Source organism: Streptomyces sp. NPDC099050, from assembly GCF_044759865.1.
Lineage (GTDB): Bacteria > Actinomycetota > Actinomycetes > Streptomycetales > Streptomycetaceae > Streptomyces.
Genome location: NZ_JBIWAE010000007.1, coordinates 1 through 23,208, shown reverse-complemented (window position 1 = coordinate 23,208; position 23,208 = coordinate 1). Strand labels below are relative to the sequence as shown.

Genomic DNA, 23,208 nt, shown 5'->3' with positions numbered 1-23,208 from the left:
TGAACGTCTTGGATGGTGACAGCACACGGCCCGGACCCCCTCGTTCTCACTCGAACGGAGGATCCGGGCCGTGTGGTCCGGCAGTTTGCCGCCTGCGGGACGGTGGGAGGACGCGGGCTGGTTAGAGCTTGGTCCAGGCCTCGGTGAGCACGCGGCGCAGGATGCCCTCGATCTCGTCGAAGGTGCCCTGGTCGGCGATCAGCGGCGGGGCCAGCTGGATGACCGGGTCGCCACGGTCGTCGGCGCGGCAGTACAGGCCGTTCTCGAAGAGCGCCTTGGAGAGGAAGCCGTAGAGCACGCGCTCCGTCTCCTCGTCCGTGAAGGACTCCTTGGTGGCCTTGTCCTTGACGAGCTCGATGCCGTAGAAGTAGCCGTTGCCGCGGACGTCGCCGACGATCGGCAGGTCGTGCAGCTTCTCCAGCGTCGAGCGGAAGGCGTCCTCGTTGTCCAGCACGTGCTGGTTGAGGCCTTCCTTGTCGAAGATGTCGAGGTTGGCGAGCGCCACCGCGGAGGACACCGGGTGTCCGCCGAAGGTGTAGCCGTGCAGGAAGGTGTTGTCACCCTTGTAGAACGGCTCGGCGAGGCGGTCCGAGATGATGCAGGCACCGATCGGGGAGTAGCCCGAGGTCATGCCCTTGGCGCAGGTGATCATGTCCGGGATGTAGTCGAACTTGTCACAGGCGAACATCGTGCCGAGGCGGCCGAACGCGCAGATCGTCTCGTCGGAGACGAGCAGGACGTCGTACTCGTCACAGATCTCGCGGACGCGCTGGAAGTAGCCGGGCGGCGGCGGGAAGCAGCCACCGGCGTTCTGCACCGGCTCCAGGAAGACGGCGGCGACGGTGTCGGCGCCCTCGAACAGGATCTCCTGCTCGATCTGGTCGGCGCACCAGCGGCCGTAGGCCTCGGGGTCGTCGCCGTAGATCGGGGCGCGGTAGATGTTGGTGTTGACCACCTTGTGCGCGCCGGGGACCAGCGGCTCGAAGGGGGCCTTGAGGGCCGGCAGGCCGGTGATGGACAGGGCGCCCTGCGGGGTGCCGTGATAGGCGACCGCACGCGAGATGACCTTGTACTTGGTGTGCTTGCCCTGCAGCTTGAAGTACTGCTTGGCGAGCTTCCAGGCGGTCTCGACGGCCTCGCCGCCACCGGTGGTGAAGAAGACCTTGTTCAGGTCGCCCGGGGCGTAGTGCGCGAGGCGCTCGGCGAGCTCGACGGCCTTGGGGTGCGCGTACGACCAGATGGGGAAGAACGCGAGTTCCTGCGCCTGCTTGTAGGCGACCTCGGCCAGCTCCTTGCGGCCGTGACCGGCGTTGACCACGAACAGTCCGGCGAGACCGTCCAGGTAGCGCTTGCCCTTGTCGTCGAAGATGTAGGTGCCCTCACCCCGCACGATGGTGGGGACGGGCGAGTTCTCGTAGGACGACATGCGGGTGAAGTGCATCCACAGGTGGTCGTACGCGGTCTTGGAGAGGTCCTGGCTCACGGGCTATCTCGTTCCCCACATGTAGGTCTGCTTCTTCAGCTTCAGGTAAACGAAGCTTTCGGTTGATCGCACGCCGGGGAGCGCACGGATCTTCTTGTTGATCGTTTCCAGCAGGTGGTCGTCGTCCTCGCAGACGATCTCCACCATCAGGTCGAACGAGCCCGCGGTCATCACCACGTACTCGCATTCGGCCATCGCGGTCAGCGCGTCGGCCACGGGGTCGAGGTCTCCCTCGACGTTGATGCCGACCATCGCCTGGCGCCGGAGCCCCACGGTGAGCGGGTCGGTGACGGCGACGATCTGCATGACGCCCTGGTCGAGCAGCTTCTGAACCCGCTGGCGCACCGCCGCTTCGGACAGGCCGACGGCCTTGCCGATCGCCGCGTAAGGACGGCGACCGTCCTCTTGCAGTTGCTCGATGATCGCCAGGGACACAGCATCGACCGAAGGGGACGGTTGTCTGTTCCTGGAATCTGCGCTTCGACTGACCACGACCTCACTGTGCACGAGGAGTCGTCTGTTCCGCAAGGCGAGAACGATGTAATTCGTTGTTTCGGGAGTCAGATCTCACTGATTCCGTAGTTCGTGATGTGTGGGCCTGTCGAAAACGGCGTCTGAGAGGCTAGGCTGGGTAGCTGTCTCAACCATTGGACATGTGATCACAGGAGTGTGGCTGTAGTGACCACCGAACTGCGTCGTCTGCGCAACTACATCGGCGGGGAGTTCAAGGACGCCGCCGACGGGCGGACCACCGAGGTGGTCAACCCCGCCACGGGCGAGGCGTACGCGACCGCCCCCCTCTCCGGCCAGGCGGACGTCGACGCCGCCATGGCCGCGGCCGCCGCCGCCTTCCCGGCCTGGCGCGACGCGACCCCCTCCGAGCGCCAGAAGGCCCTGCTGAAGATCGCGGACGCCTTCGAGGCCCGCGCGGACGAGCTGGTCGCCACCGAATCGGAGAACACCGGCAAGCCGCTCGGCCTCACGGCCAGCGAGGAGCTGCCGCCGATGGTGGACCAGATCCGCTTCTTCGCGGGCGCCGCGCGCCTGCTGGAGGGCCGCTCGGCCGGCGAGTACATGGAGGGGATGACCTCGATCGTCCGCCGTGAGCCGGTCGGCGTCTGCGCGCAGGTCGCGCCGTGGAACTACCCGATGATGATGGCCGTCTGGAAGTTCGCCCCGGCCATCGCCGCGGGCAACACCGTGGTCCTCAAGCCCTCGGACACCACCCCGGCCTCCACCATCCTGATGGCGGAGATCATCGGCTCGATCCTGCCCAAGGGCGTCTTCAACGTCGTCTGCGGCGACCGCGAGACCGGCCGGGCCATGGTCGAGCACCGCACTCCGGCGATGGCCTCCATCACCGGCTCGGTGCGCGCGGGCATGCAGGTCGCCGAGAGCGCCTCCAAGGACGTCAAGCGCGTCCACCTGGAGCTCGGCGGCAAGGCCCCCGTCGTGGTCTTCGAGGACGCCGACATCGCCAAGGCGGCCGAGGACATCGCCGTCGCGGGCTTCTTCAACGCCGGCCAGGACTGCACCGCGGCCTGTCGCGTACTGGTCCACGAGTCGATCCACGACGAGTTCGTCGCGGCGCTGGCCAAGAACGCGGCCGACACCAAGACCGGTCAGCCGGACGACGAGGACGTGCTCTACGGTCCGCTGAACAACCCGAACCAGCTGAAGCAGGTCGCGGGCTTCATCGAGCGGCTCCCCGCCCACGCCAAGGTCGAGGCGGGCGGCCACCAGGTCGGCGAGAAGGGCTACTTCTACGCCCCGACCGTGGTCTCGGGCCTCAAGCAGGACGACGAGATCATCCAGAACGAGGTCTTCGGCCCCGTCATCACGGTCCAGTCCTTCACGAACGAGGACCAGGCCCTGGCGTACGCGAACGACGTCGAGTTCGCGCTCGCCTCGTCGGTGTGGACCAAGGACCACGGCCGCGCGATGCGGATGTCCAAGAACCTCGACTTCGGCTGCGTGTGGATCAACACCCACATCCCGCTCGTCGCCGAGATGCCCCACGGCGGATACAAGAAGTCCGGCTACGGCAAGGACCTCTCCGCCTACGGCTTCGAGGACTACACGCGCATCAAGCACGTCATGACCTCGCTCGACGGCTGATCGAAGGCCGGGCGGGCGGGCGGGCGGTCTGACGGCCGCCGCATCGGCCAGGTCACAGCCTTGAAGGGGCGGGCAGTAGACAACATGTCTATTGCCGCCCCTTCGGCGTTCACCGAGGCTTTGTCCATGCCTGAACTCGCCTTCTCCCGCCGTGCGGCGCTGCGCGGCCTCGGTGCCGCGGGCCTGCTGGCCGGCCTCGCCGGCTGTGGTGTCCCGGCCGCGTACGTCCCAGAGAACCGGCGGGAGGGCCGGGACCGCTCCGTCGCCGACCGGAGCGTCTCCTTCTCCAACTGGCCCCTCTACATCGACACCGACGAAGAGGACGAGAGCCGGCGCCCGACCCTGGAGGCCTTCTCGGAGAAGACCGGCATCGAGGTCCGGTACACCGAGGAGATCAACGACAACGACGAGTTCTTCGGCAAGATCAGCCCGGCGCTGATGAACCACCAGCAGACCGGTCACGACGTGGTCGTGGTCAGCGACTGGATGGCCGCCCGCTTCGTCCACCTCGGGTGGGCCCAGAAGATGGACCGCTCGGCGCAGGCGAACGTGTCGAAGCACCTGGACCCGCAACTGCGCTCGCCCGCCTTCGACGAGGGCCGGCTGCACACCGTGCCCTGGCAGTCGGGGATCACCGGCATCGCCTACAACCGCAAGGCGCTGGGCCGGGAGATCAAGTCCGTCAAGGACCTGTGGCAACCGGACCTGGCCGGCAAGGTCACGCTCTTCTCCGGCCTCGACGAGTCCTTCTCCCTGCTGATGCAGGGCAACGGGGCCGACGTGACCCGGTGGACCGAAACCGATTTCCACCGGATGTGCGACCAGGTCGAGAGCATGGTGAAGAAGAAGCACATCCGCCGCTTCACCGGCAACGACTACACCTCCGATCTGAGCAAGGGCGACGTACTGGCCTGCCAGGCGTACTCCGGGGACGCGATCCAGCTCCAGGCCGACAACCCCGACATCGAGTTCGTGGTCCCCGAGGAAGGGGGCGAACTCTGGGCGGAGAGCCTGCTCATCCCCAACCTGGCTCCGCGCAAGGCCAACGCCGAGGCGCTCATCGACTTCTACTACGACCCGGAGGTGGCCGCGCTGCTCGCCGCCTCCGTCAACTACGTCTGCCCGGTCCCCGCCGCCCGCGAGGTGCTGGCCGCCTCGGACGACCCGGAGACCGCCGAACTGGCCGAGAACCCGCTGATCTTCCCCGACGAGGACATGCGCAAGCGGCTCGTCGTGGCCCGCGACATCTCCTCCGCCGAGCGCTCGTCCTTCGCCAAGCGCTGGAACGGCATCGTCGGTCTCTGACGGCCTCGTCGGTCTGTGAGGGGTGGGGACCGGTCACGATCCCGCAGCGGAACTGAACATGTTCAGGAATTTTGCTGAACATGTTCAGAAAGCTGCGTAGGCTGACTTCCATGAGCGAGAGAAGCGCCCTTCTGCGGCGGATCCGTGCCTGGCTTGCCCTGTTCCTCGTCTGCCTTGTACTGAGCGGACTCACCGCCTTCCCCCTGGTGAGCGAGCTCCAATGGGCCAACGCCCTGGTGGACAACGCGTGGTTGCGACGCGTCGGAGACGGGCTGGAACGGGCGGACTCCGAATACCCCTTCCTCCTCTACGGCACGGACTGGCTCGCCTTCGCCCACCTGGTGATCGCGGTCTTCTTCTACGGGGTCCACCGCGATCCCGTCCGGAACATCTGGATCGTCGAGGCCGGCATGATCGCCTGCGCCGGCATCGTTCCGCTGGCCCTGATCTGCGGGCCCATCCGGGGGATCCCGGTCTGGTGGTCGCTGATCGACATCTCGTTCGGCGTCTTCGGAGTGATCCCGCTGCTGATCCTGCGGCGCATGATCAAGCGGCTGGAGGCCATGCCGGCGGACCCCGGCCGGGACCCGGCCCCGGACCCGGCCGCGGACCTGGCCGGGGCCCGGGGCTGAGTCCGCGGCCGAGTCCGCGCTACTCGGCGAAGGCGGCCATGATGTCGCCCGCCGCCCGCCGCCCGCCGGTCCGAGGAGTTCCCCGCTGCGCACCAGTCGCTGGTCGTCGGCCACCACCACACGGATCGTCACTTCCCCACCTCCGCGCCCGACGTGACAAGCGCGACCCGCAGTTCGAAGCCGGTGCCGGACGGGCCCGGGCCCGCCGGGTGTGCCGCTGCCCAGGCAGCACGCCGAGCGTGGTCACGGCGTACGAGATCCAGTCCGCGGGCGGCGCCGGGGCCGGCCAGGTGCACCAGCCGCGTCAGCCCCAGGTCCTGCCGGCGCGGACCGGCGCCGCGGATCCGCGCCGCCGGCTCCCCCAGGCCGGTATCACCGGCCGAGCTCGGCCCGTACGGCTCCCAGTACGTCCACCCGGTTCGTCGTGATCGAGTCGACTCCGGCCCTGGCCAGTGCGCGCATCGCTCGCTTGGTGTCCGGGGTCCAGGCCGACACCAGCAGGCCGTCCCGGTGCAGGGCGTCCACCAGCTCCGGGCCGACCAGCCCGAAGCGGTAGTTGAGCCAGCTCGGGGCCACCGCGTCGATCAGCACCCGGCGCGGGGGAGCCAGCGTGGTCCAGGTCAGCGCGATCTCGGCGCCCGGATCGGCGGCGCGCACCGCCAGCATGGTGGCCGGACCCGCGCAGTAGTACGTACGGTCGCGGGCCCCGCATTCGCGGACCTGGCCGACGACGGTCCGTACGGTCCGGGCCGTCGCACCCGGCAGGTCGACCATGACCCGGCCCGCCCCGGCGGCCATCAGGGCGTCGCGCAGGGTCGGGATCCCGCCGCCCGTCAGCTCCTTCAGCTGCGGGGCCGTGACGTCGTCGAGCCGTACGTCATGGCCCCACAGCCGCCGGAGGTCCTCGTCGTGGAGAAGTACGGGCACTCCGTCGCGGGTCATCCGCACATCGATCTCCACCGCGTCCGCCCCCCGGTCGAAGGCGGACCGGATGGAGGGCAGGGTGTTCTCGCGGACGCGGTAGGGGTCCCCGCGGTGGCCTACGGCAGTCAGGGTGCGCATGCGCCCATTCTGCTGGGCCGTCAGGAAGCCAGCCAGGCGGCGGTGTACGTGTCGATCTCGGCGGTGAGCTTCGCCTTGCCGGCCGGGTCCAGGAAGGAGGCCTCGACGGCGTTCTTCGCGAGCTGGGCGAGGCCGCGCTCGTCCAGGTCCAGCAGGCGGGCGGCCACCGCGTACTCGTTGTTGAGGTCGGAGCCGAACATCGGCGGGTCGTCGCTGTTGATGGTGACGAGCACGCCGGCCGCCACCATCTCCTTGACGGGGTGCTCGTCCAGCGTGGCGACGGCGCGGGTGGCGATGTTGGAGGTGGGGCAGACCTCCAGCGCGATGCGGTGCTCGGCGAGGTGGGCGAGCAGCTCCGGGTCCCGGGTGGCGCTGGTGCCGTGGCCGATGCGCTCGGCGCCCAGCTCGCGGATCGCGTCCCAGATGGTCTCGGGGCCGGTGGTCTCGCCGGCGTGCGGCACGCTGTGCAGTCCGGCGGCGCGGGCGGCGTCGAAGTACGGCTTGAACTGCGGGCGCGGCACCCCGACCTCCGGGCCGCCGAGGCCGAAGGAGACCAGGCCCTCGGGGCGCAGGTCGACGGCGAGTCGGGCGGTCTCGGCGGCGGCCTCCAGGCCGGCCTCGCCGGGGATGTCGAAGCACCAGCGCAGGAGCACGCCGAGCTCGGTCTCGGCCGCCTTGCGGGCGTCCTCGATGGCCTCCATGAAGGCCTTCTCGTCGATCCCGCGGCGGGTGGAGGAGTACGGGGTGATGGTGAGTTCGGCGTACCGGATGTTCTGCCGGGCCATGTCGCGGGCGATCTCGAAGGTGAGGGTGCGCACGTCGTCGGGGGTGCGGACCAGGTCGACGACGGAGAGGTAGACCTCGATGAAGTGCGCGAAGTCGGTGAAGGTGAAGTAGTCGGCGATGGCCTCGGGGTCCGTGGGGACCTTGGAGTCGGGGTGCCGGGAGGCGAGTTCGGCCACGATGCGGGGGGAGGCCGAGCCGACGTGGTGGACGTGGAGTTCGGCCTTGGGCAGCCCCGCGATGAAGGGGTGCAGGTCGGGCATGAGGGTGCCTCCGAGGGGCGCGGTGCGGATGGAACGGGGTTCATCGTAGGCAGCATCCGCACCGCCGAAGGGGCCTGTCGGAGGGAGCGCTTAGCATGGCCGTACGAGAGGGGGGCGCCGTATGACCGATCAGAGCCCCGAGTCGCGAGACCCCTGGGCGCCGCCGGAGCAGCCCGCGGTCGATCTGGGCAAACAGCAGGGCGGGCAGGGCGGGCCGGGTGCGCCGGGGGTGCACGACCAGCAGACCGTCACGGGGATGCCCGGCGCCGGAGGCATACCGCAGCCGACGCCCGTGCCCCAGCCCGGGGCGACGCCCGCCTACGGCTATCCGGCGCAGCCGGATCCGGCCGGGTACGGCTACCCGGCGCAGCCGGGCGGCGCGCCGCAGGCCCCGTACGGCGGCTACCCCACCCCCCAGGGCGCCCCGCAGCCGCCGTACGGCGGCCAGCCGGGACACCCCGGGTATCCGGCGCATCCCGGATACCCGGGGTACGCGCCGAAGAGCAACGGCTTCGGGGTCACGGCGCTCGTGCTCGGGATCCTCTCCGTGGTCACGTGCTACTTGGGCCTCCTGTTCGGCGTTCCGGCCGTCATCTTCGGCGTGCTGGCCCGCGGCAAGGCCAAGCGCGGCGAAGCCGACAACGAGGGCATGGCGCTGGCCGGCATCATCACCGGCGCGGTCGGCATCGTGATCAGCATCCTGTTCATCGCGCTCATCGTCTTCGGCGTCATGTACGGGGACAGCGGTTCCGACTCCGACTCGGACTACTTCTCCCCGTACGAGAACACCCAGGTCCTCCACCGGGGTTGAGCCGCGCCCGGCGGCCACGGCGCAGGGCCGGGCAGGGACGGTACGCGTCCCCGCCCGGCCCTGCGCCATGCCGTCAGGCACCCGTGTCCGGCCGCCCCTGCCCGGTCTCCCCGGGCCACCTGGCGCCCCGGCCGTCCTCGATCAGGGACACCATGCGGAAGGCCGCGTCGGTGAGTCCGCCGAAGGTGCGCCGGTACGCGGGCCAGGGAGTGGCCCAGCGCCCGCTCCAGCGGGTACGCCCAGCGCAGCGAGGGCGCGTGCCGGTGGGCTGCCAGGAGCGCGGATCACGGACGAAGCCGGCACTGCCGTGCGCGTTGGCGGCGCGGCGGCCGGTGGAGCGGACCGGGGACGTGGGCGCGGGGGGCGCCGCCTTGGAGCGGAGCACACCCGCGGCGGCCGCGAGCGATTAGAGCCCCTCCCGTGAACCCTCCCGCAGCCCGGTCCGCAGCTGCTCGCGCGCCTCCATGAGCGCGAAGCCGAGCAGGTTCAGGCCGCGCCACCGTGCCGGGTCCAGCGCGCGCTCGTCGTCAGCGGCCAGGCCCACGCCCCAGATCCGGTCCATGGGGCTGGCCTCCACCAGGACGCGGTTCCCGGTCGAGAGCAGGTACGCGGTCAGCGCCGGATCGGAGCCGAACTTGTGCACGCTGCCTTCCACCACCAGCGCGAACCGCTCCCGCTCCCACACCACGTCGTCGAAGCCGCGCACCAGCCGCCCGGCCTTCTTCGCCTCGGCCGGAGTCCTCGCCTCCAGGGCCGCGCGCTCCGCCTCCGCGTCCTCGAACAGGCGAGCCTTTCCGGCCATCATCCAGTGCTCGGCGGTGGCGTACCGCACGTCACCCACGGTGAACTCGGACGGCCACCACTGACTGAGGCAGCTCGGCCCGAGCGTCCCGTCGGGCCGTGGACGGTGTCCCCAGAACGGCAGGAACTTCAGCCGCTCACCCCGGCTGACCTGCCCGATCAGTTCCTCGATCTTCTCCATGCACGCGAGTCTCGCAGGAGCACCGGACACTTCGTACGGGTTTTTGGGCGCGCCTCGACACATGGTCGACCGATTCCGTCGCGTAATCAAAAGGCAACAACGGAATCACTTGGCCGAGGGGTGTACCTCTGCCAGGATCGGCACTCAATTCGAGCTGTAGCTCGAACTGTAGCTACGGAGAGCGTGAGAGCGTGATGGGCAACCGCTTCCAGGTCAAGGTCCAGGTCAAGGACCGATTCGCCGCAGGCGCGCAGTACATCGACGGGCAGCTGCGGCCCGGCACCTCGGGCCGGTCACACACCGTGGTCGACCCCGCCACCGGCGAGGAGGTGCTCACCTACGAGCTGGCCTCCACCGCCGACGTGGACGCCGCCGTCGCCGCCGCCAAGCGGGCCTTCCCCGGCTGGTCGGGAGCCACCCCCGGGGAGCGCTCCGACGCGCTGCACCGGCTGGCCGGGGTGCTGGCCGAGCGGGCGGAGGAGTTCGCGTACGCGGAGTCCCTGCAGTGCGGCAAGCCGGTCAAGCTGTCGACGGAGTTCGACGTCCCGGGAACCATCGACAACACCGCGTTCTTCGCGGGCGCCGCGCGCCACCTCCAGGGGCAGGCCGCGGGCGAGTACTCCGGGGACCACACCTCGTACGTACGCCGCGAGGCGATCGGGGTCGTGGGCTCCATCGCGCCGTGGAACTATCCGCTGCAGATGGCCGCCTGGAAGATCCTCCCGGCGATCGCCGCGGGCAACACCATCGTCCTCAAGCCCGCCGAGCTCACCCCGCTGACCTCCCTGATGTTCGCCCAGGCGGCCAAGGAGGCGGGCCTGCCCGACGGCGTGGTCAACATCGTCACCGGCGCCGGCCGGGACGCGGGCGAGCACCTGGTCGGCCACCCGGACGTGGTCATGACCTCCTTCACGGGGTCCACGGCCATCGGCAAGCGGGTCGCCGAGATCGCCACCGCCACCGTCAAGCGGCTCCACCTCGAGCTCGGCGGCAAGGCTCCGTTCCTCGTCTTCGACGACGCCGATCTGGAGGCGGCCGCCAACGGCGCCGTCGCGGCCTCCCTGATCAACACCGGCCAGGACTGCACGGCCGCCACCCGTGCATACGTCCAGCGCCCCCTCCACGACGCCTTCGTCGCCCGGGTCGCCGAGCTGATGGAGACCGTCCGCGTCGGGGACCCCTTCGACCCCTCGACCGACCTGGGCCCGCTGGTCTCGCACGTGCACCGCGACCGGGTCGCGGGGTTCGTCGAGCGCGCCCGCGCGTACGCCACGGTCGTCACCGGCGGTGAGATCCCCGGCGGAGAGCTCGCGGACGGCGCGTACTACCGGCCCACCCTCATCTCCGGCGCCGCCCAGGACAGCGAGGTCGTCCAGTCCGAGATCTTCGGGCCGGTCCTCGTGGTCCTGCCCTTCGACACCGACGACGAGGGCATCGCGCTGGCCAACGACACCCCGTACGGTCTCGCGGCCTCCGCCTGGAGCCGTGATGTGTACCGGGCGAACCGTGCGACCCGGGAGATCCAGGCGGGCTGCGTCTGGGTCAACGACCACATCCCGATCATCAGCGAGATGCCCCACGGCGGCTACAAGGCCAGCGGCTTCGGAAAGGACATGAGCAGCTACTCCTTCGAGGAGTACACGCAGGTCAAGCACGTGATGTACGACAACACCGCGGTTGCCGCGAAGGACTGGCACCGCACGATCTTCGGGGACCGATAACCACGTAGGGCCGCCCGACCAGCGGTTCGCACCCATCCCGAAAGGGCACCTCCCATGGAGCAGTTCGAGCCCGACCGCCTCTCGGCGGCGCAATTCGCCGCCATGCGGCGCAGCCTCACCACCGGGCGCGGCGCCCTCACCCGCCGCTCCGTGCTGCGCGCCTCCGGAGTCGGAGCGCTCACCCTCGGCGGCCTGTCCGCGCTGGCCGGGTGCGGCATCCCGCCGGCCAAGCGAGCGGAGGGCAACGCCGCGGCCTCCGACGATCACTCGGAGCAGGAGAAGGAGATCAACTTCTCCAACTGGACCGAGTACATGGACACCAGCGAGGACGAGAAGTCCCGTCCCACGCTGGAGGAGTTCACCAAGCGGACCGGGATCAAGGTCAAGTACACCGAGGACATCAACGACAACGTCGAGTTCTTCGGCAAGATCAAGCCCCAGCTCGCGGCCGGCCAGGACACCGGCCGCGACCTGATCGTGGTCACCGACTGGCTGGCCTCGCGCATCATCCGCCTCGGCTGGGCCCAGAAGCTGGACCCCTCGCACCTGCCGCACGCGTACGCCAACCTGATCCCGCAGTTCCGCAGCCCCGACTGGGACCCGGGCCGCGCGTACAGCTACCCCTGGACCGGCATCAACACGGTGATCGCCTACAACACCAAGGCGACCGGCGGGAAGAAGGTCGACTCCGTCACGCAGATGCTCGACGACCCCTCCCTCAAGGGCCGCGTCGGCTTCCTCACCGAGATGCGCGACAGCGTCGGCATGACCCTGCTCGACCAGGGCAAGGACCCGGCGAACTTCACCGACGCCGACTACGACGCGGCGATCGGCCGGCTCCAGAAGGGCGTGGACAAGAAGCAGATCCGCCGCTTCACGGGCAACGACTACACGGCGGACCTCGACAAGGGCGACCTCGCAGCCTGCCTGGCCTGGGCCGGCGACGTCATCCAGCTGCAGGCCGGCAACCCGGACATCCAGTACGCGATCCCGGCGCCCGGCTACATCACCTCCAGCGACAACCTGCTGGTCCCCGTGAAAGCCCGGCACAAGGCCAACGCGGAGCGGCTCATCGACTACTACTACGAGCCCGCGGTGGCCGCCCAGCTGGCCGCCTACATCAGCTACGTCTGCCCCGTCGAGGGGGTCAAGGACGAGCTGGCCAAGATCGACCCGGAGCTCGCGGACAACGTCCTGATCGTTCCCGACAAGGCGATGGCCGCCAAGTCGCACGCCTTCCGCTCCCTCACCGGTGAGGAAGAGACGGCGTACGAGGAGAAGTTCGCCAAGCTCATCGGAGCCTGACGGGTCCCGCCGCGTCCCACCGACTGCGCCGGAACCGGACCCCCGTACCGGCACCTGCCCCTTCCACGACACACCACCGAAGGCCCAGGCCCATGACTGACAAGACCGAAGGCGGCGACGTCCGCCTCGCCGGGATCAGCAAGCACTACGGATCCTTCACCGCCGTGCAGCCGCTGGATCTCACCATTCCCCAGGGATCGTTCTTCGCCCTGCTCGGCGCCTCGGGCTGCGGGAAGACCACCACCCTGCGCATGATCGCCGGCCTGGAGGAGCCCTCCACCGGCACCGTCAGCCTCGGCGACCGCGAGGTCACGCACCTGCCGCCGTACAAGCGCCCGGTCAACACCGTCTTCCAGAGCTACGCCCTCTTCCCGCACCTCGACGTCTCGGAGAACATCGCCTTCGGGCTGCGCCGCCGCGGCATCAAGTCGGTCAAGAAGCAGGTCGATGACATGCTGGAGCTGGTCCAGCTCGGCCAGTTCGCCCAGCGCAAGCCGCACCAGCTCTCCGGTGGCCAGCAGCAGCGCGTCGCGGTGGCCCGCGCGCTCATCAACCATCCGCAGGTGCTGCTCCTCGACGAGCCGCTCGGCGCCCTCGACCTCAAGCTGCGCCGCCAGATGCAGCTGGAGCTCAAGCGCATCCAGACCGAGGTCGGCATCACCTTCGTGCACGTCACGCACGACCAGGAGGAGGCCATGACCATGGCCGACACGGTCGCCGTGATGAACGGCGGCCGCGTCGAGCAGCTCGGCGCCCCCGCCGAGCTCTACGAGAACCCCAAGACGACCTTCGTGGCGAACTTCCTCGGCACCTCCAACCTCATCGAGGCCGAGGTCCTGGAAGCCGGCGCGTCCGACGTCGTGGTCTCCTCGGCCGGTACGAAGCTGCGCGTCCCGGCGGCGCGATGTTCGACCACTCCCCGCGCCGGCGGCAAGCTGCTGGTCGGGGTGCGCCCGGAGAAGATCTCCCTGGTCCACGCGGACGTCGAGAACACCATCGAGGCGGGCCGCAACAAGGTCGCCGGCAAGATCGCGGCCTCCTCGTTCATCGGGGTCTCCACCCAGTTCGTCATCGACAGCCCGGTCTGCCCGGAGCTGGAGGTGTACGTGCAGAACATCGAGCGCGACGCCCGCCTCGTCCCCGGCGCCGACGTGATACTGCACTGGAACCCGGACCACACCTTCGGGCTCGACGCGGCCCAGTCCATGCTTGCAGGGACGATGGGCGACGCGGGCATCGAGACGGTCGGGGAGGGAGCGTGACGGCCCCCGCGACCCTCCCCGAGGTCGCCGTCTCCGCCGAGCCACCGGTGCACAAGCCGTCCCTGAAGAAGCGCCTGGTCCCGTACTGGCTGCTGCTCCCGGGCATCCTGTGGCTGCTCGTCTTCTTCGTGCTGCCGATGATCTACCAGGCCTCGACCTCGGTGCAGACCGGCTCCCTCGAAGAGGGCTTCAAGGTCACCTGGCACTTCCAGACCTACTGGGACGCCTTCACCGAGTACTACCCGCAGTTCCTGCGCTCCCTGCTCTACGCCGGCACCGCGACCGCGCTGTGCCTGCTGCTGGGATACCCGCTGGCCTACCTGATCGCCTTCAAGGCGGGCCGCTGGCGGGGCCTGCTCCTGGTGCTGGTCATCGCCCCGTTCTTCACCAGCTTCCTGATCCGCACCCTGGCCTGGAAGACGATCCTGGCCGACGGCGGCCCGGTGGTCGGCGTCCTCAACACGGTCGGCTTCCTGGACGTCACCAGCTGGCTCGGCATGACCGAGGGCGACCGCGTCCTCGCCACGCCGCTCGCGGTCGTCTGCGGTCTGACGTACAACTTCCTCCCCTTCATGATCCTTCCGCTCTACACCTCGCTGGAGCGCATCGACACCCGCCTCCACGAGGCGGCAGGGGACCTGTACGCCCGTCCCGCCACGGTCTTCCGCAAGGTGACCTTCCCGCTGTCCATGCCGGGCGTGGTCTCCGGGACCCTGCTCACCTTCATCCCGGCGAGCGGCGACTACGTCAACGCCGAACTGCTCGGCTCCACGGACACCCGCATGATCGGAAACGTCATCCAGTCGCAGTACCTGCGCATCCTCGACTATCCGACGGCGGCCGCGCTGTCCTTCATCCTCATGGCCATCGTGCTGGTCATGGTCACCATCTACATCCGCCGAGCGGGGACGGAGGACCTGGTCTGATGAAGAGCGCCACCACCTGGCTGCGCCGCAATCTCATCGTGATCGCGGGGCTCGGCACGCTCGCGTACCTGATCCTGCCGAACGTCGTCGTCACGGTCTTCTCCTTCAACAACCCCACCGGGCGCTTCAACTACGCCTGGCAGGAGTTCTCCCTCGACGCGTGGAAGGACCCCTGCGGGGTCGCCGACATGTGCGGGTCCCTGTCCCTCTCGCTGCAGATCGCCCTGTGGGCCACCATCGGCGCGACCGTGCTGGGCACGGCGATCGCCTTCGCGATGGTCCGCTACCGGTTCCGGGGGCGCGGCGCGGTCAACTCGCTGATCTTCCTGCCGATGGCCATGCCCGAGATCGTGATGGCGGCGTCCCTGCTGGCCCTCTTCCTCAACATGGGCATCCAGCTCGGCTTCTGGACGATCCTGATCGCCCACGTCATGTTCTGCCTCAGCTTCGTCGTCGCCGCCGTCAAGGCCCGGGTGCTCTCCATGGACCCCCGCCTGGAGGAAGCGGCCCGCGATCTCTACGCCGGACCCGTGCAGACCTTCCTGCGCGTCACCCTGCCGATCGCGGCGCCCGGCATCGCGGCGGGCGCGCTGCTCTCCTTCGCGCTCTCCTTCGACGACTTCATCATCACCAACTTCAACTCGGGCAACACCGTCACCTTCCCCATGTTCGTGTGGGGATCGGCCCAGCGCGGTACGCCTGTACAGATCAACGTCATCGGCACGGCGATGTTCGTCATCGCGGTCCTGGTGGTGCTGGGCGGCCAGATGGTCGCCAACCGCCGCAAGAAAGCACAGCCCAAGTAACACCTGTAGGGAGTTGGAAGACATGGCCCCAGACGCCATGCGCACCGCTGCACGATCCCTTTCCGAAGCGAAGCCGGTCTCGTACTGGCTGGACGACCCCGGCAAGCCCGCCGCCGAGCCCGCCCTCACCGGGGACGAGCACTGCGACCTGCTCGTCATCGGCGGCGGTTACAGCGGCCTGTGGACCGCGCTGATCGCCAAGGAGCGCGACCCGGCCCGGGACGTCGTGCTCATCGAGGGCCACGAGGCGGGCTGGGCCGCCTCGGGCCGCAACGGCGGCTTCTGCGCGGCCTCCCTCACCCACGGCCTGGCGAACGGAATGGCCCGCTGGCCCGACGAGCTCGCCACGCTGGAGGACCTCGGCGCCCGCAACCTCGACGCCATCGAGGAGGCCGTCGCCCGCTACGGCATCGACTGCGACTTCGAGCGCAGCGGAGAGATCGACGTGGCCACCGAGCCGCACCAGGTCGCGGAGCTCCGCGCGTTCCACGCGGAGGCCGAGCGGCTCGGTCTCGCCGGCCGCGCCGAATGGCTGGACGCGGACGCCGTACGGGCCGAGGTCGACTCCCCGACCTTCCTCGGCGGGATCTGGGACCGCGACGGCGTCGCCATGCTCAACCCGGCGAAGCTCGCCTGGGGCCTGAAGCGGGCCTGCCTGGAGCTGGGCGTGCGGATCTACGAGAACACGCGCGGGCTCGACCTGGCCGGCTCGGGGGAGGGGATGGCCGTGCGCACCCCGTACGGGCGGGTCTTCGCCCGCCGGGTGGCGCTGGGCACCAACATCTTCCCGTCGCTGGTCAAGCGGGTGCGCCCGCTGACGGTCCCGGTCTACGACTACGCGCTCATGACGGAGCAGCTGACCGAGGAGCAGCTCGCCTCGATCGGATGGAAGAACCGGCAGGGCCTCGGCGACAGCGCCAACCAGTTCCACTACTTCCGGATCACCCCCGACCGGCGGATCCTGTGGGGCGGCTACGACGCGATCTACCCGTACGGCGGCAAGCTCGACGCCGAGCACGACCACCGGCCCGAGACCTACCTCAAGCTCGCCGAGCACTTCTTCACCTGCTTCCCGCAGTTGGAAGGGGTGAAATTCAGCCACGCCTGGGGCGGGGCGATCGACACCTGCTCGCGCTTCTCCGCGTTCTTCGGTACCGCGCACGCGGGCAAGGTGGCCTACGCGGCCGGTTACACCGGACTGGGCGTCGGAGCCACCCGCTTCGGCGCCGACGTGATGCTGGACCTCCTGTCGGGGGAGAAGACCGAGCGCACCGAGCTGGAGATGGTCCGCTCCAAGCCGATGCCCTTCCCGCCGGAGCCCCTGGCCTGGACCGGCATCACGATGACGAAGTGGTCGCTGGCCCGGGCGGACCGGATGGGCGGACACCGCAACCTGTGGCTGAAGACGCTGGACCGCTTCGGTCTCGGCTTCGACAGCTGAGGCCGCGCGGCCGTCGGTGCACCGGCGCACCTGTGCACCTGTGCACTGGTGCGCTGATCGGGTAAGCGACCTCCGCACGCCCCGGGCGCACATCGCCCGGGGCTGTGTGACCTGCTTCACTACCACGCGGTAACGAAACCCGCGTCATACCTGCGCCCGGCCCCGCTCTCTCCTGTGAGAACGCTTCACCTCACCCACAGAGAGCGGAGGCCGGGCGATGACGATCCCGGGTGACAAGACGGCGGTGGACTGGCTGGTTTCGGTGGCTCCCGATCCGGACGCCTGCCGGTGGGAGTGGGAGCGCAACCCCCTCGGGGTCGCCCTGCTGCCCGCCGGCCGCCGGTGGGACGTGCTGATCCTGCCGGGGGAGCTGGGACGCACCACCCTCGAAGTGCTGGACACGCTGCCCGCCCGGCCCGGCCCGGTGCTCGCCGATTTCGGCGACTCCAGGCTGGGCTTCTTCGTGCCCCCGGGCACGGCGTCGCGCTGGATCGGGACGGGCGTACGGGGAGCCGGTGACGGGACCTGGATCGTGGTTCCGTACCCCGGCCGGGCCACGGGCGGGGTCCGCTGGCTCGTCGTCCCGGACGGGCGGGGCACGCTCAACGATCCGGCGGTGCTGGAGCTCGCGATGCACGAGGCGGCGGCGCGCGTCGTGGGGCGGACGGGCGGGAAGTCTTGACAAGAACATTGGTCTGGACCATCTTGGGCGCCGCTGCGCCTTCCCCCACGGCTCGCCCGCGCGCGGCCCGGCTCCATCCCCCCATGCACCGGAGGCAGTTGTGCGCCCCACCCGTCCTGCCGGCCCCACCCGCCCCGCCAGACCCACCGTCATGCGCTCCGCGCTGTCCCTCCTTACCGCCGCCGCCCTCGCGGCGGCCGGCCTCCTCGCCGCCGGTCAGCCGGCCGCCGCGGCCGACGCCGACCTCATCCGCAACGGCGGCTTCGAAGCCGGCCTCGACGGCTGGAGCTGCTCGGCCGGCAGCGGAGCCGCCGTCAGCACGCCCGTGCACGGCGGCGCTTCCGCCCTCAAGGGCACCCCGGCCGGGCAGGACAACGCCCGCTGCTCCCAGACCGTCACCGTCAAGCCCGACTCCGCGTACACGCTGAGCGCGTGGGTGCAGGGCGCGTACGTCTACCTCGGCGCGACCGGCACCGGGACCACGGACCCGCAGACCTGGACCCAGAGCCCCGGCGCCTGGAAGCAGCTGAGCACGAGCTTCCGTACCGGCGCGAACACCACCTCGGTGACCGTCTACACGCAGGGCTGGTACGGCCAGCCGCCGCAGTTCACCGACGACGTGACCCTCGTCGGCCCGGACCCGGGCGGCTCCGGACCCGGCCCCCAGATCCCGGCCGCCCCCGCCGGGCTCACCGCGTCCGCCTCCTCCTCCACCACGGTCGGCCTCTCCTGGGCGGCCGCGACCGGGGCCACCTCGTACAGGGTCTACCGGGACGGCGCCAACCCGACCACCGTCGGCGGCACGTCGGCGACGGTCACCGGCCTCACCGCCTCCACGACGTACTCCTTCCAGGTCAGCGCCGTGAACGCGGCCGGCGAATCCCCGAAGAGCGCGGCCGTCCCGGTGACCACGCCGAACGGCGGCGGCAACCCGGGCAACCCCGGCCTGCCCGCGCACGCCCTGGTCGGCTACCTGCACGCCAGCTTCGCCAACGGCTCCGGCTACGTCCGGATGGCCGACGTACCCGCCTCGTGGGACGTCATCAACCTGGCCTTCGGCGAGCCCACCTCGGTGACCTCGGGCGACATCCGCTTCCAGCTCTGCCCGGTCAGCGCATGCCCGAACGTCGAATCGGCCGCCGACTTCAAGGCGGCCATCAAGGCCAAGCAGGCCGCGGGCAAGAAGGTCCTGATCTCCATCGGCGGCCAGAACGGCCAGGTCCAGCTGGGCACCACGGCGGCCCGCGACACCTTCGTCTCCTCCGTCAGCAAGATCATCGACGAGTACGGGCTCAACGGCCTCGACATCGACTTCGAGGGCCACTCCCTCTCCCTGGCCACGGGCGACACCGACTTCCGCGCCCCCACCACCCCGGTGATCGTCAACCTGATCTCCGCGGTGAAGACCCTGAAGGCCAGGTACGGCCCGGACTTCGTCCTGACCATGGCCCCCGAGACCTTCTTCGTCCAGCTCGGCTACCAGTACTACGGATCCGGCCCCTGGGGCGGCCAGGACCCGCGCGCCGGCGCCTACCTCCCGGTCATCCACGGCCTGCGCGACGACCTCACCCTGTTGCACGTCCAGGACTACAACTCCGGCTCGATCATGGGCCTCGACAACCAGTACCACTCCATGGGCGGAGCCGACTTCCACATCGCCATGACGGACATGCTGCTCACGGGCTTCCCCGTGGCGGGCAACACCGCCCGCGTCTTCCCGCCGCTGCGCGCGGACCAGGTCGCCATCGGCCTGCCGGCCACGACCAACGCGGGCAACGGCCACACCTCCCCGGCGGAGGTCAACAAGGCACTGGACTGCCTGACGAAGAAGACGAACTGCGGTTCGTACCAGACCCACGGCACCTGGCCCGCCCTGCGCGGCCTGATGACCTGGTCGATCAACTGGGACCGCTTCGGCAGCTGGGAGTTCTCGAAGAACTTCGACGCCTACTTCGGCGGCTGACCGGCTGACCGGCTGACGGGCTGACCGGCTGACCGGCTGACCGGCAGTTCGGACAAGGCGGGGCCGGGGCGCCGCCCCGGCCCCGCCTTCACAGCAGCCCGTCCCACATCTGCTCCAGCAGCAGGGCCCACCAGTTCTCGGGAGAGGCCGGCGCCGGGGGGTCCAGGAGCACCAGCTCCGCCTGGAACTCCTCGGTCCAGCGGCCCGCCTGACGCGGGGTGAGTCCGTGGCGCAGTGGCCACATCCGGCCGAGCAGCGCGAGGCAGTGGGCGAACTGCGGCAGCCCCGCGTCGACGAACCGGGTCCCGGGACCCCCCGTGTCCAGCGGCACGGCCACGACACGCAGGGTTTCGCGCTGGACGCACAACGCCCTGCCGAAGTCGTGCCCCACGACCAAGGAGATGTCCGCCCCCGACTCCACGAGTGCGTTGCACAGCATCGACACGTCCGAAAGCGTCGCCCAGGGCTGGTCCGGTCCGGGCAGTGCCCAGAGGAACGGGCCCATGTCGCTGAAGCCGACCTCCGGCTTCTCCGTGATGTCCACCGGATCCGGCCGGACAACTCCCCACCGATCAGCGGTTTCGTTGTCCGGTACGGAGCTCCGAACAATCGGCGGCTGCGGCGGGGAGCCCCCGTCCGACTCGTCGCCCATGCGTCCGCGCAGGTCGTCGAGTTCCTCGTCCTGTTCCTCCGGCTGTGCGCGGGAGGCCCGCAGCACGGCCTCGATCTGGTCGAGCGGGGGCAGCCCGAGGTCCTCGCCGGATGCGTCGCGCGGGGCCTCGGCCGGCTCCTCGGCCGCCACTTGTCCCCGATTCCGGCCTGCGAGCTGGGGTGTTGCCGCAGCTCCGCAGCGGACAACCGCGGGGCCGCCCGATCGTGGGTGCTCTCAGCCGGACCGACCCGAGGAGACCCGCAGTGACCACACCCGGCCCGCAGGGCAACAAGCACCGCTCCTGGCCCTACGCCGTCACGGCGATCCTCGTCCTCGCACTCCAGCAGGGCTGGGCGCCCCGAGACGTCGCCACGCTGGCCGCCGTCCTGATGGGGCTCATCGCCCTGGTGCGGACCGCCGGGGACGGCGGCGCATGACGGCGCGCACCCCGAGCAGCAGCGGCGTGCACATCAGGAGGCTGGCCAGGACGTCCAGGGGCCAGTGGTAGCCGCGCAGGATCAGTCCCGTCGCCGTCAGGGCGGTGAGGGCGGCCGCGAGGAACAGGGGCCAGCGGCCCCGGGTGTACGGGCGCACGAGCAGGGCCGCGCCCGCGTACGCCACGTACGCGGTGGCCGTGTGGCCCGAGGGGTAGTAGCCGGAGGCCCAGGGCTCCAGGGGGCCCGGACGGCCGGTCCACTCCTTCAGCGGCACGATCAGGGCCGGCACCAGGGCCATGGCCAGGGCGGCGGCCGCCGCGCCCCGCCGGTTGCCGCGCCGGGCGGCGTAGAGGGCCGCGAGGAGCAGGACGGGGACCGCGACCGGGACGTTGCCGAGATCGGAGAGGCGCTGGGTGACCGCGTCGGGGACCGTGCGCACGAGCAAGCGGCTGAGGGCGGCGTCCGGGACCAGCAGGGGCCCGGACACGAGGACCTGCCAGGTGGTCAGGGCGAAGAGTACGACGCAGAGCGCGGAGACGGCGGAGCTCGCCGAGAGGAGAGTGGCCGGCCGCCCCGGAACAGGGGGGGTGGTTCCGGGGCGGCCGCCCGGATCGGGATGCCGGGCGCCCCGGGGGGTTTGGGGCGTGCGGCCGTCCGATCGGTGAGGAGTGTGCGCGAACGCATGCCCAGTGCGGCGCTGGGGAAGCCCGGTACTGGTGTCGCCTCCGGTTTCCCGGAAGCGGGGTGTCTCACTCATCTGCAGAAACCGTACGGCAGCGGAAGGGGGACCGACAGCGGGAAAACGCTCCCGCCATCGGCCCCCCACACCTTCTTCACAGCGCCCGACCGTTACCCGCGGTAGTGATCGCGCGGTGATCGAGGATCGCGTCCCCGCGTTCTACCGCCTCTGTCAGACGTTCGACCAGGGGGCGACCAGACGGTCGGCCAGGCGGTCGGTCAGAGGGTCGCGAAAGCGGCCTCGATGACGTCCAGGCCCTCGTTCAGCAGGTCCTCGCCGATGACCAGCGGCGGCAGGAAGCGGAGCACGTTGCCGTAGGTGCCGCAGGTGAGGACGAGCACGCCCTCGGCGTGGCAGGCCTTGGCGAGCGCGCCGGCCGCCTCCGGGTTCGGGGTCTTGGACGCGGGGTCCTTGACGAGCTCGATCGCGATCATGGCGCCGCGGCCGCGGATGTCGCCGACGATGTCGTACTTCTCCTGGATGGCCGTCAGGCGGGCCTTCATGATCGACTCGATCTTCTTCGCCGCGGCGTTGAGGTCGAGCTCCTTCATGGTCTCGATGGAGCCGAGCGCACCGGCGCAGGCCACCGGGTTGCCGCCGTAGGTGCCGCCCAGGCCGCCGCCGTGCACGGAGTCCATCATCTCGGCGCGGCCGGTCACGGCGGCGAGCGGCAGGCCGCCCGCGATGCCCTTGGCGGTCGTGATGAGGTCGGGGACGATGCCCTCGTCCTCGCACGCGAACCACTGGCCGGTGCGGCAGAAGCCGGACTGGATCTCGTCCGCGACGAAGACGATGCCGTTGTCGTTGGCGAACTTCACGATCGCCGGGAGGAAGCCCTTGGCCGGCTCGATGAAGCCGCCCTCGCCGAGGACCGGCTCGATGATGATCGCGGCGACGTTCTCGGCGCCGATCTGCTTGACGATGTTGTCGATCGCCTGGGCGGCGGCCTCGGGGCCGCAGTTCTCGGCGCCGGTGGGCCAGCGGTAGCCGTAGGCGACCGGGACGCGGTAGACCTCGGGGGCGAACGGGCCGAAGCCCTGCTTGTACGGCATGTTCTTCGAGGTCAGGGCCATCGTGAGGTTCGTACGGCCGTGGTAGCCGTGGTCGAAGACGACGACGGCCTGGCGCTTGGTGTACGAACGGGCGATCTTGACGGCGTTCTCGACGGCCTCGGCGCCGGAGTTGAACAGCGCCGACTTCTTCGCGTGGTCACCCGGGGTGAGCTCGGCGAGGGCCTCGCAGACCTCCACGTAGCCCTCGTAGGGGGTCACCATGAAACAGGTGTGGGTGAAGTCGGCGAGCTGCGCGGCGGCGCGGCGCACGACGGCCTCGGCGGAGGCGCCGACCGAGGTCACGGCGATGCCGGAGCCGAAGTCGATCATGCGGTTGCCGTCGACGTCCTCGATGATGCCGCCGCCCGCGCGGGCCGTGAAGACGGGGAGCACGGAGCCCACGCCGCCGGCCACCGTCGACAGACGGCGGGCCTGCAGCTCCTGCGACTTGGGGCCGGGGATCGCGGTGACGATGCGGCGCTCCTGCGGAACAGCGGTCATAGGGGGCTCCTGGGGGGTGTTTTCGGACGCACTTGTGTCTTTGTCCGCAGGCTAGGCCCGGGAGGCGGGGTCCTGCATGCTCCGTTCGGGAGTGGTCCCCGCGTGTCCTTGTCCGTGGCGGCCATAGGGAGGAATCCGCGCACGTCTTGTGGATCATGCCCGGGTACGGGTCGCGGGGCGGCACCGGCCACTAGACCCGTACTTCGCGGGTCGTTGATTTAGGCCTGTGGCCAGCGGGTTTGTGCGATGTCGGTGTCGAGGAGGTCGAGGAGGTGGAGTTGG

The 23,208-nt window shown here is 70.1% G+C and carries 22 protein-coding genes; 13 read left to right on the top strand and 9 right to left on the bottom strand.

The annotated features are described in order from the left end of the window. Positions 1-121: 121 nt before the first annotated feature. Positions 122-1,483, bottom strand: a complete 1,362-nt coding sequence (locus tag ACIQV3_RS13920; RefSeq protein WP_327304303.1) for an aspartate aminotransferase family protein — start codon at positions 1,481-1,483, stop codon at positions 122-124. 3 nt (positions 1,484-1,486) lie between these two features. Then, the gene (locus tag ACIQV3_RS13915; RefSeq protein ID WP_073910973.1) at positions 1,487-1,990 is read right to left on the bottom strand and encodes an Lrp/AsnC family transcriptional regulator; all 504 of its coding nucleotides are present in this window, start codon (positions 1,988-1,990) and stop codon (positions 1,487-1,489) included. 171 nt (positions 1,991-2,161) lie between these two features. Between ACIQV3_RS13915 and ACIQV3_RS13910 the strand changes: the two genes are divergently transcribed. The 3 genes from ACIQV3_RS13910 (at position 2,162) to ACIQV3_RS13900 (ending at position 5,538) form a co-directional block, all read left to right on the top strand. After that, complete coding sequence (locus tag ACIQV3_RS13910; RefSeq protein ID WP_403712638.1) at positions 2,162-3,601, top strand: gamma-aminobutyraldehyde dehydrogenase; 1,440 nt, start codon at positions 2,162-2,164, stop codon at positions 3,599-3,601. A gap of 126 nt (positions 3,602-3,727) precedes the next feature. Beyond that, positions 3,728-4,906 carry a spermidine/putrescine ABC transporter substrate-binding protein gene (locus ACIQV3_RS13905; protein ID WP_403712637.1) on the top strand — a complete coding sequence of 393 codons (1,179 nt, stop codon included), beginning with the start codon at positions 3,728-3,730 and terminating at the stop codon, positions 4,904-4,906. 110 nt (positions 4,907-5,016) lie between these two features. Next, positions 5,017-5,538, top strand: coding sequence for a hypothetical protein (locus ACIQV3_RS13900; protein ID WP_403712636.1), 522 nt, complete (start codon positions 5,017-5,019; stop codon positions 5,536-5,538). A 372-nt stretch (positions 5,539-5,910) separates the two neighbouring features. Here the strand turns inward: ACIQV3_RS13900 and ACIQV3_RS13895 are convergent, their stop codons facing one another. Together ACIQV3_RS13895 and ACIQV3_RS13890 are read right to left on the bottom strand one after the other, a co-directional pair. Continuing rightward, positions 5,911-6,600 (bottom strand): glycerophosphodiester phosphodiesterase, encoded by a 690-nt coding sequence (locus ACIQV3_RS13895; RefSeq protein ID WP_403712635.1) that lies wholly within the window; start codon positions 6,598-6,600, stop codon positions 5,911-5,913. Between the two features lie 20 nt (positions 6,601-6,620). Next, entirely contained in the window at positions 6,621-7,646 is a 1,026-nt protein-coding gene (locus tag ACIQV3_RS13890; protein ID WP_403712634.1) for an adenosine deaminase, read from the bottom strand. 121 nt (positions 7,647-7,767) lie between these two features. Here ACIQV3_RS13890 and ACIQV3_RS13885 point away from each other — a divergent pair, with 121 nt between their 5' ends. Further along, positions 7,768-8,457 (top strand): DUF4190 domain-containing protein, encoded by a 690-nt coding sequence (locus tag ACIQV3_RS13885; RefSeq protein ID WP_403712633.1) that lies wholly within the window; start codon positions 7,768-7,770, stop codon positions 8,455-8,457. A gap of 73 nt (positions 8,458-8,530) precedes the next feature. On the opposite strand, the gene ACIQV3_RS13880 is transcribed toward ACIQV3_RS13885, so the two are convergent. Both ACIQV3_RS13880 and ACIQV3_RS13875 read right to left on the bottom strand, forming a co-directional pair. Further along, entirely contained in the window at positions 8,531-8,842 is a 312-nt protein-coding gene (locus ACIQV3_RS13880; protein WP_403712632.1) for a hypothetical protein, read from the bottom strand. A 21-nt stretch (positions 8,843-8,863) separates the two neighbouring features. After that, entirely contained in the window at positions 8,864-9,439 is a 576-nt protein-coding gene (locus tag ACIQV3_RS13875) for an NADAR family protein (protein WP_403712631.1), read from the bottom strand. A gap of 194 nt (positions 9,440-9,633) precedes the next feature. On the opposite strand from ACIQV3_RS13875, the gene ACIQV3_RS13870 reads away from it, so the two are divergent. The 8 genes from ACIQV3_RS13870 (at position 9,634) to ACIQV3_RS13835 (ending at position 19,545) form a co-directional block, all read left to right on the top strand. Beyond that, positions 9,634-11,160, top strand: a complete 1,527-nt coding sequence (locus ACIQV3_RS13870) for a gamma-aminobutyraldehyde dehydrogenase (RefSeq protein WP_403712871.1) — start codon at positions 9,634-9,636, stop codon at positions 11,158-11,160. Positions 11,161-11,214: 54 nt separating this feature from the next. After that, a complete protein-coding gene (locus tag ACIQV3_RS13865; RefSeq protein ID WP_403712630.1) occupies positions 11,215-12,465 on the top strand; it encodes a spermidine/putrescine ABC transporter substrate-binding protein in 1,251 nt (416 codons plus the stop codon). Positions 12,466-12,557: 92 nt separating this feature from the next. Further along, the gene (locus ACIQV3_RS13860; protein WP_403712629.1) at positions 12,558-13,727 is read left to right on the top strand and encodes an ABC transporter ATP-binding protein; all 1,170 of its coding nucleotides are present in this window, start codon (positions 12,558-12,560) and stop codon (positions 13,725-13,727) included. After that, positions 13,724-14,653: an ABC transporter permease gene (locus tag ACIQV3_RS13855; RefSeq protein ID WP_403712628.1), complete on the top strand. Its 930-nt coding sequence runs from the start codon at positions 13,724-13,726 to the stop codon at positions 14,651-14,653. Before ACIQV3_RS13860 ends, ACIQV3_RS13855 begins: the two co-directional genes overlap by 4 nt. Beyond that, positions 14,653-15,459, top strand: coding sequence for an ABC transporter permease (locus ACIQV3_RS13850; RefSeq protein WP_403712627.1), 807 nt, complete (start codon positions 14,653-14,655; stop codon positions 15,457-15,459). Before ACIQV3_RS13855 ends, ACIQV3_RS13850 begins: the two co-directional genes overlap by 1 nt. Positions 15,460-15,481: 22 nt before the next feature. Next, on the top strand, positions 15,482-16,900 hold the full coding sequence (locus ACIQV3_RS13845; RefSeq protein WP_403712626.1) for an NAD(P)/FAD-dependent oxidoreductase: 1,419 nt from the start codon (positions 15,482-15,484) through the stop codon (positions 16,898-16,900). Between the two features lie 217 nt (positions 16,901-17,117). Beyond that, a complete protein-coding gene (locus ACIQV3_RS13840; protein WP_403712625.1) occupies positions 17,118-17,582 on the top strand; it encodes a hypothetical protein in 465 nt (154 codons plus the stop codon). Positions 17,583-17,733: 151 nt separating this feature from the next. Next, positions 17,734-19,545 carry a chitinase gene (locus ACIQV3_RS13835; RefSeq protein WP_403712624.1) on the top strand — a complete coding sequence of 604 codons (1,812 nt, stop codon included), beginning with the start codon at positions 17,734-17,736 and terminating at the stop codon, positions 19,543-19,545. An 88-nt stretch (positions 19,546-19,633) separates the two neighbouring features. On the opposite strand, the gene ACIQV3_RS13830 is transcribed toward ACIQV3_RS13835, so the two are convergent. After that, a complete protein-coding gene (locus ACIQV3_RS13830) occupies positions 19,634-20,347 on the bottom strand; it encodes an SUKH-4 family immunity protein (protein ID WP_403712623.1) in 714 nt (237 codons plus the stop codon). Positions 20,348-20,460: 113 nt separating this feature from the next. Between ACIQV3_RS13830 and ACIQV3_RS13825 the strand changes: the two genes are divergently transcribed. Beyond that, a complete protein-coding gene (locus ACIQV3_RS13825; protein WP_403712622.1) occupies positions 20,461-20,634 on the top strand; it encodes a hypothetical protein in 174 nt (57 codons plus the stop codon). Here ACIQV3_RS13825 and ACIQV3_RS13820 read toward each other — a convergent pair. Both ACIQV3_RS13820 and gabT read right to left on the bottom strand, forming a co-directional pair. Continuing rightward, the gene (locus tag ACIQV3_RS13820) at positions 20,594-21,391 is read right to left on the bottom strand and encodes a phosphatase PAP2 family protein (protein WP_403712621.1); all 798 of its coding nucleotides are present in this window, start codon (positions 21,389-21,391) and stop codon (positions 20,594-20,596) included. The genes ACIQV3_RS13825 and ACIQV3_RS13820 overlap by 41 nt on opposite strands. Before the next feature lie 200 nt (positions 21,392-21,591). Then, complete coding sequence (gabT, locus tag ACIQV3_RS13815) at positions 21,592-22,926, bottom strand: 4-aminobutyrate--2-oxoglutarate transaminase (RefSeq protein WP_385370475.1); 1,335 nt, start codon at positions 22,924-22,926, stop codon at positions 21,592-21,594. Positions 22,927-23,208: the final 282 nt, after the last annotated feature.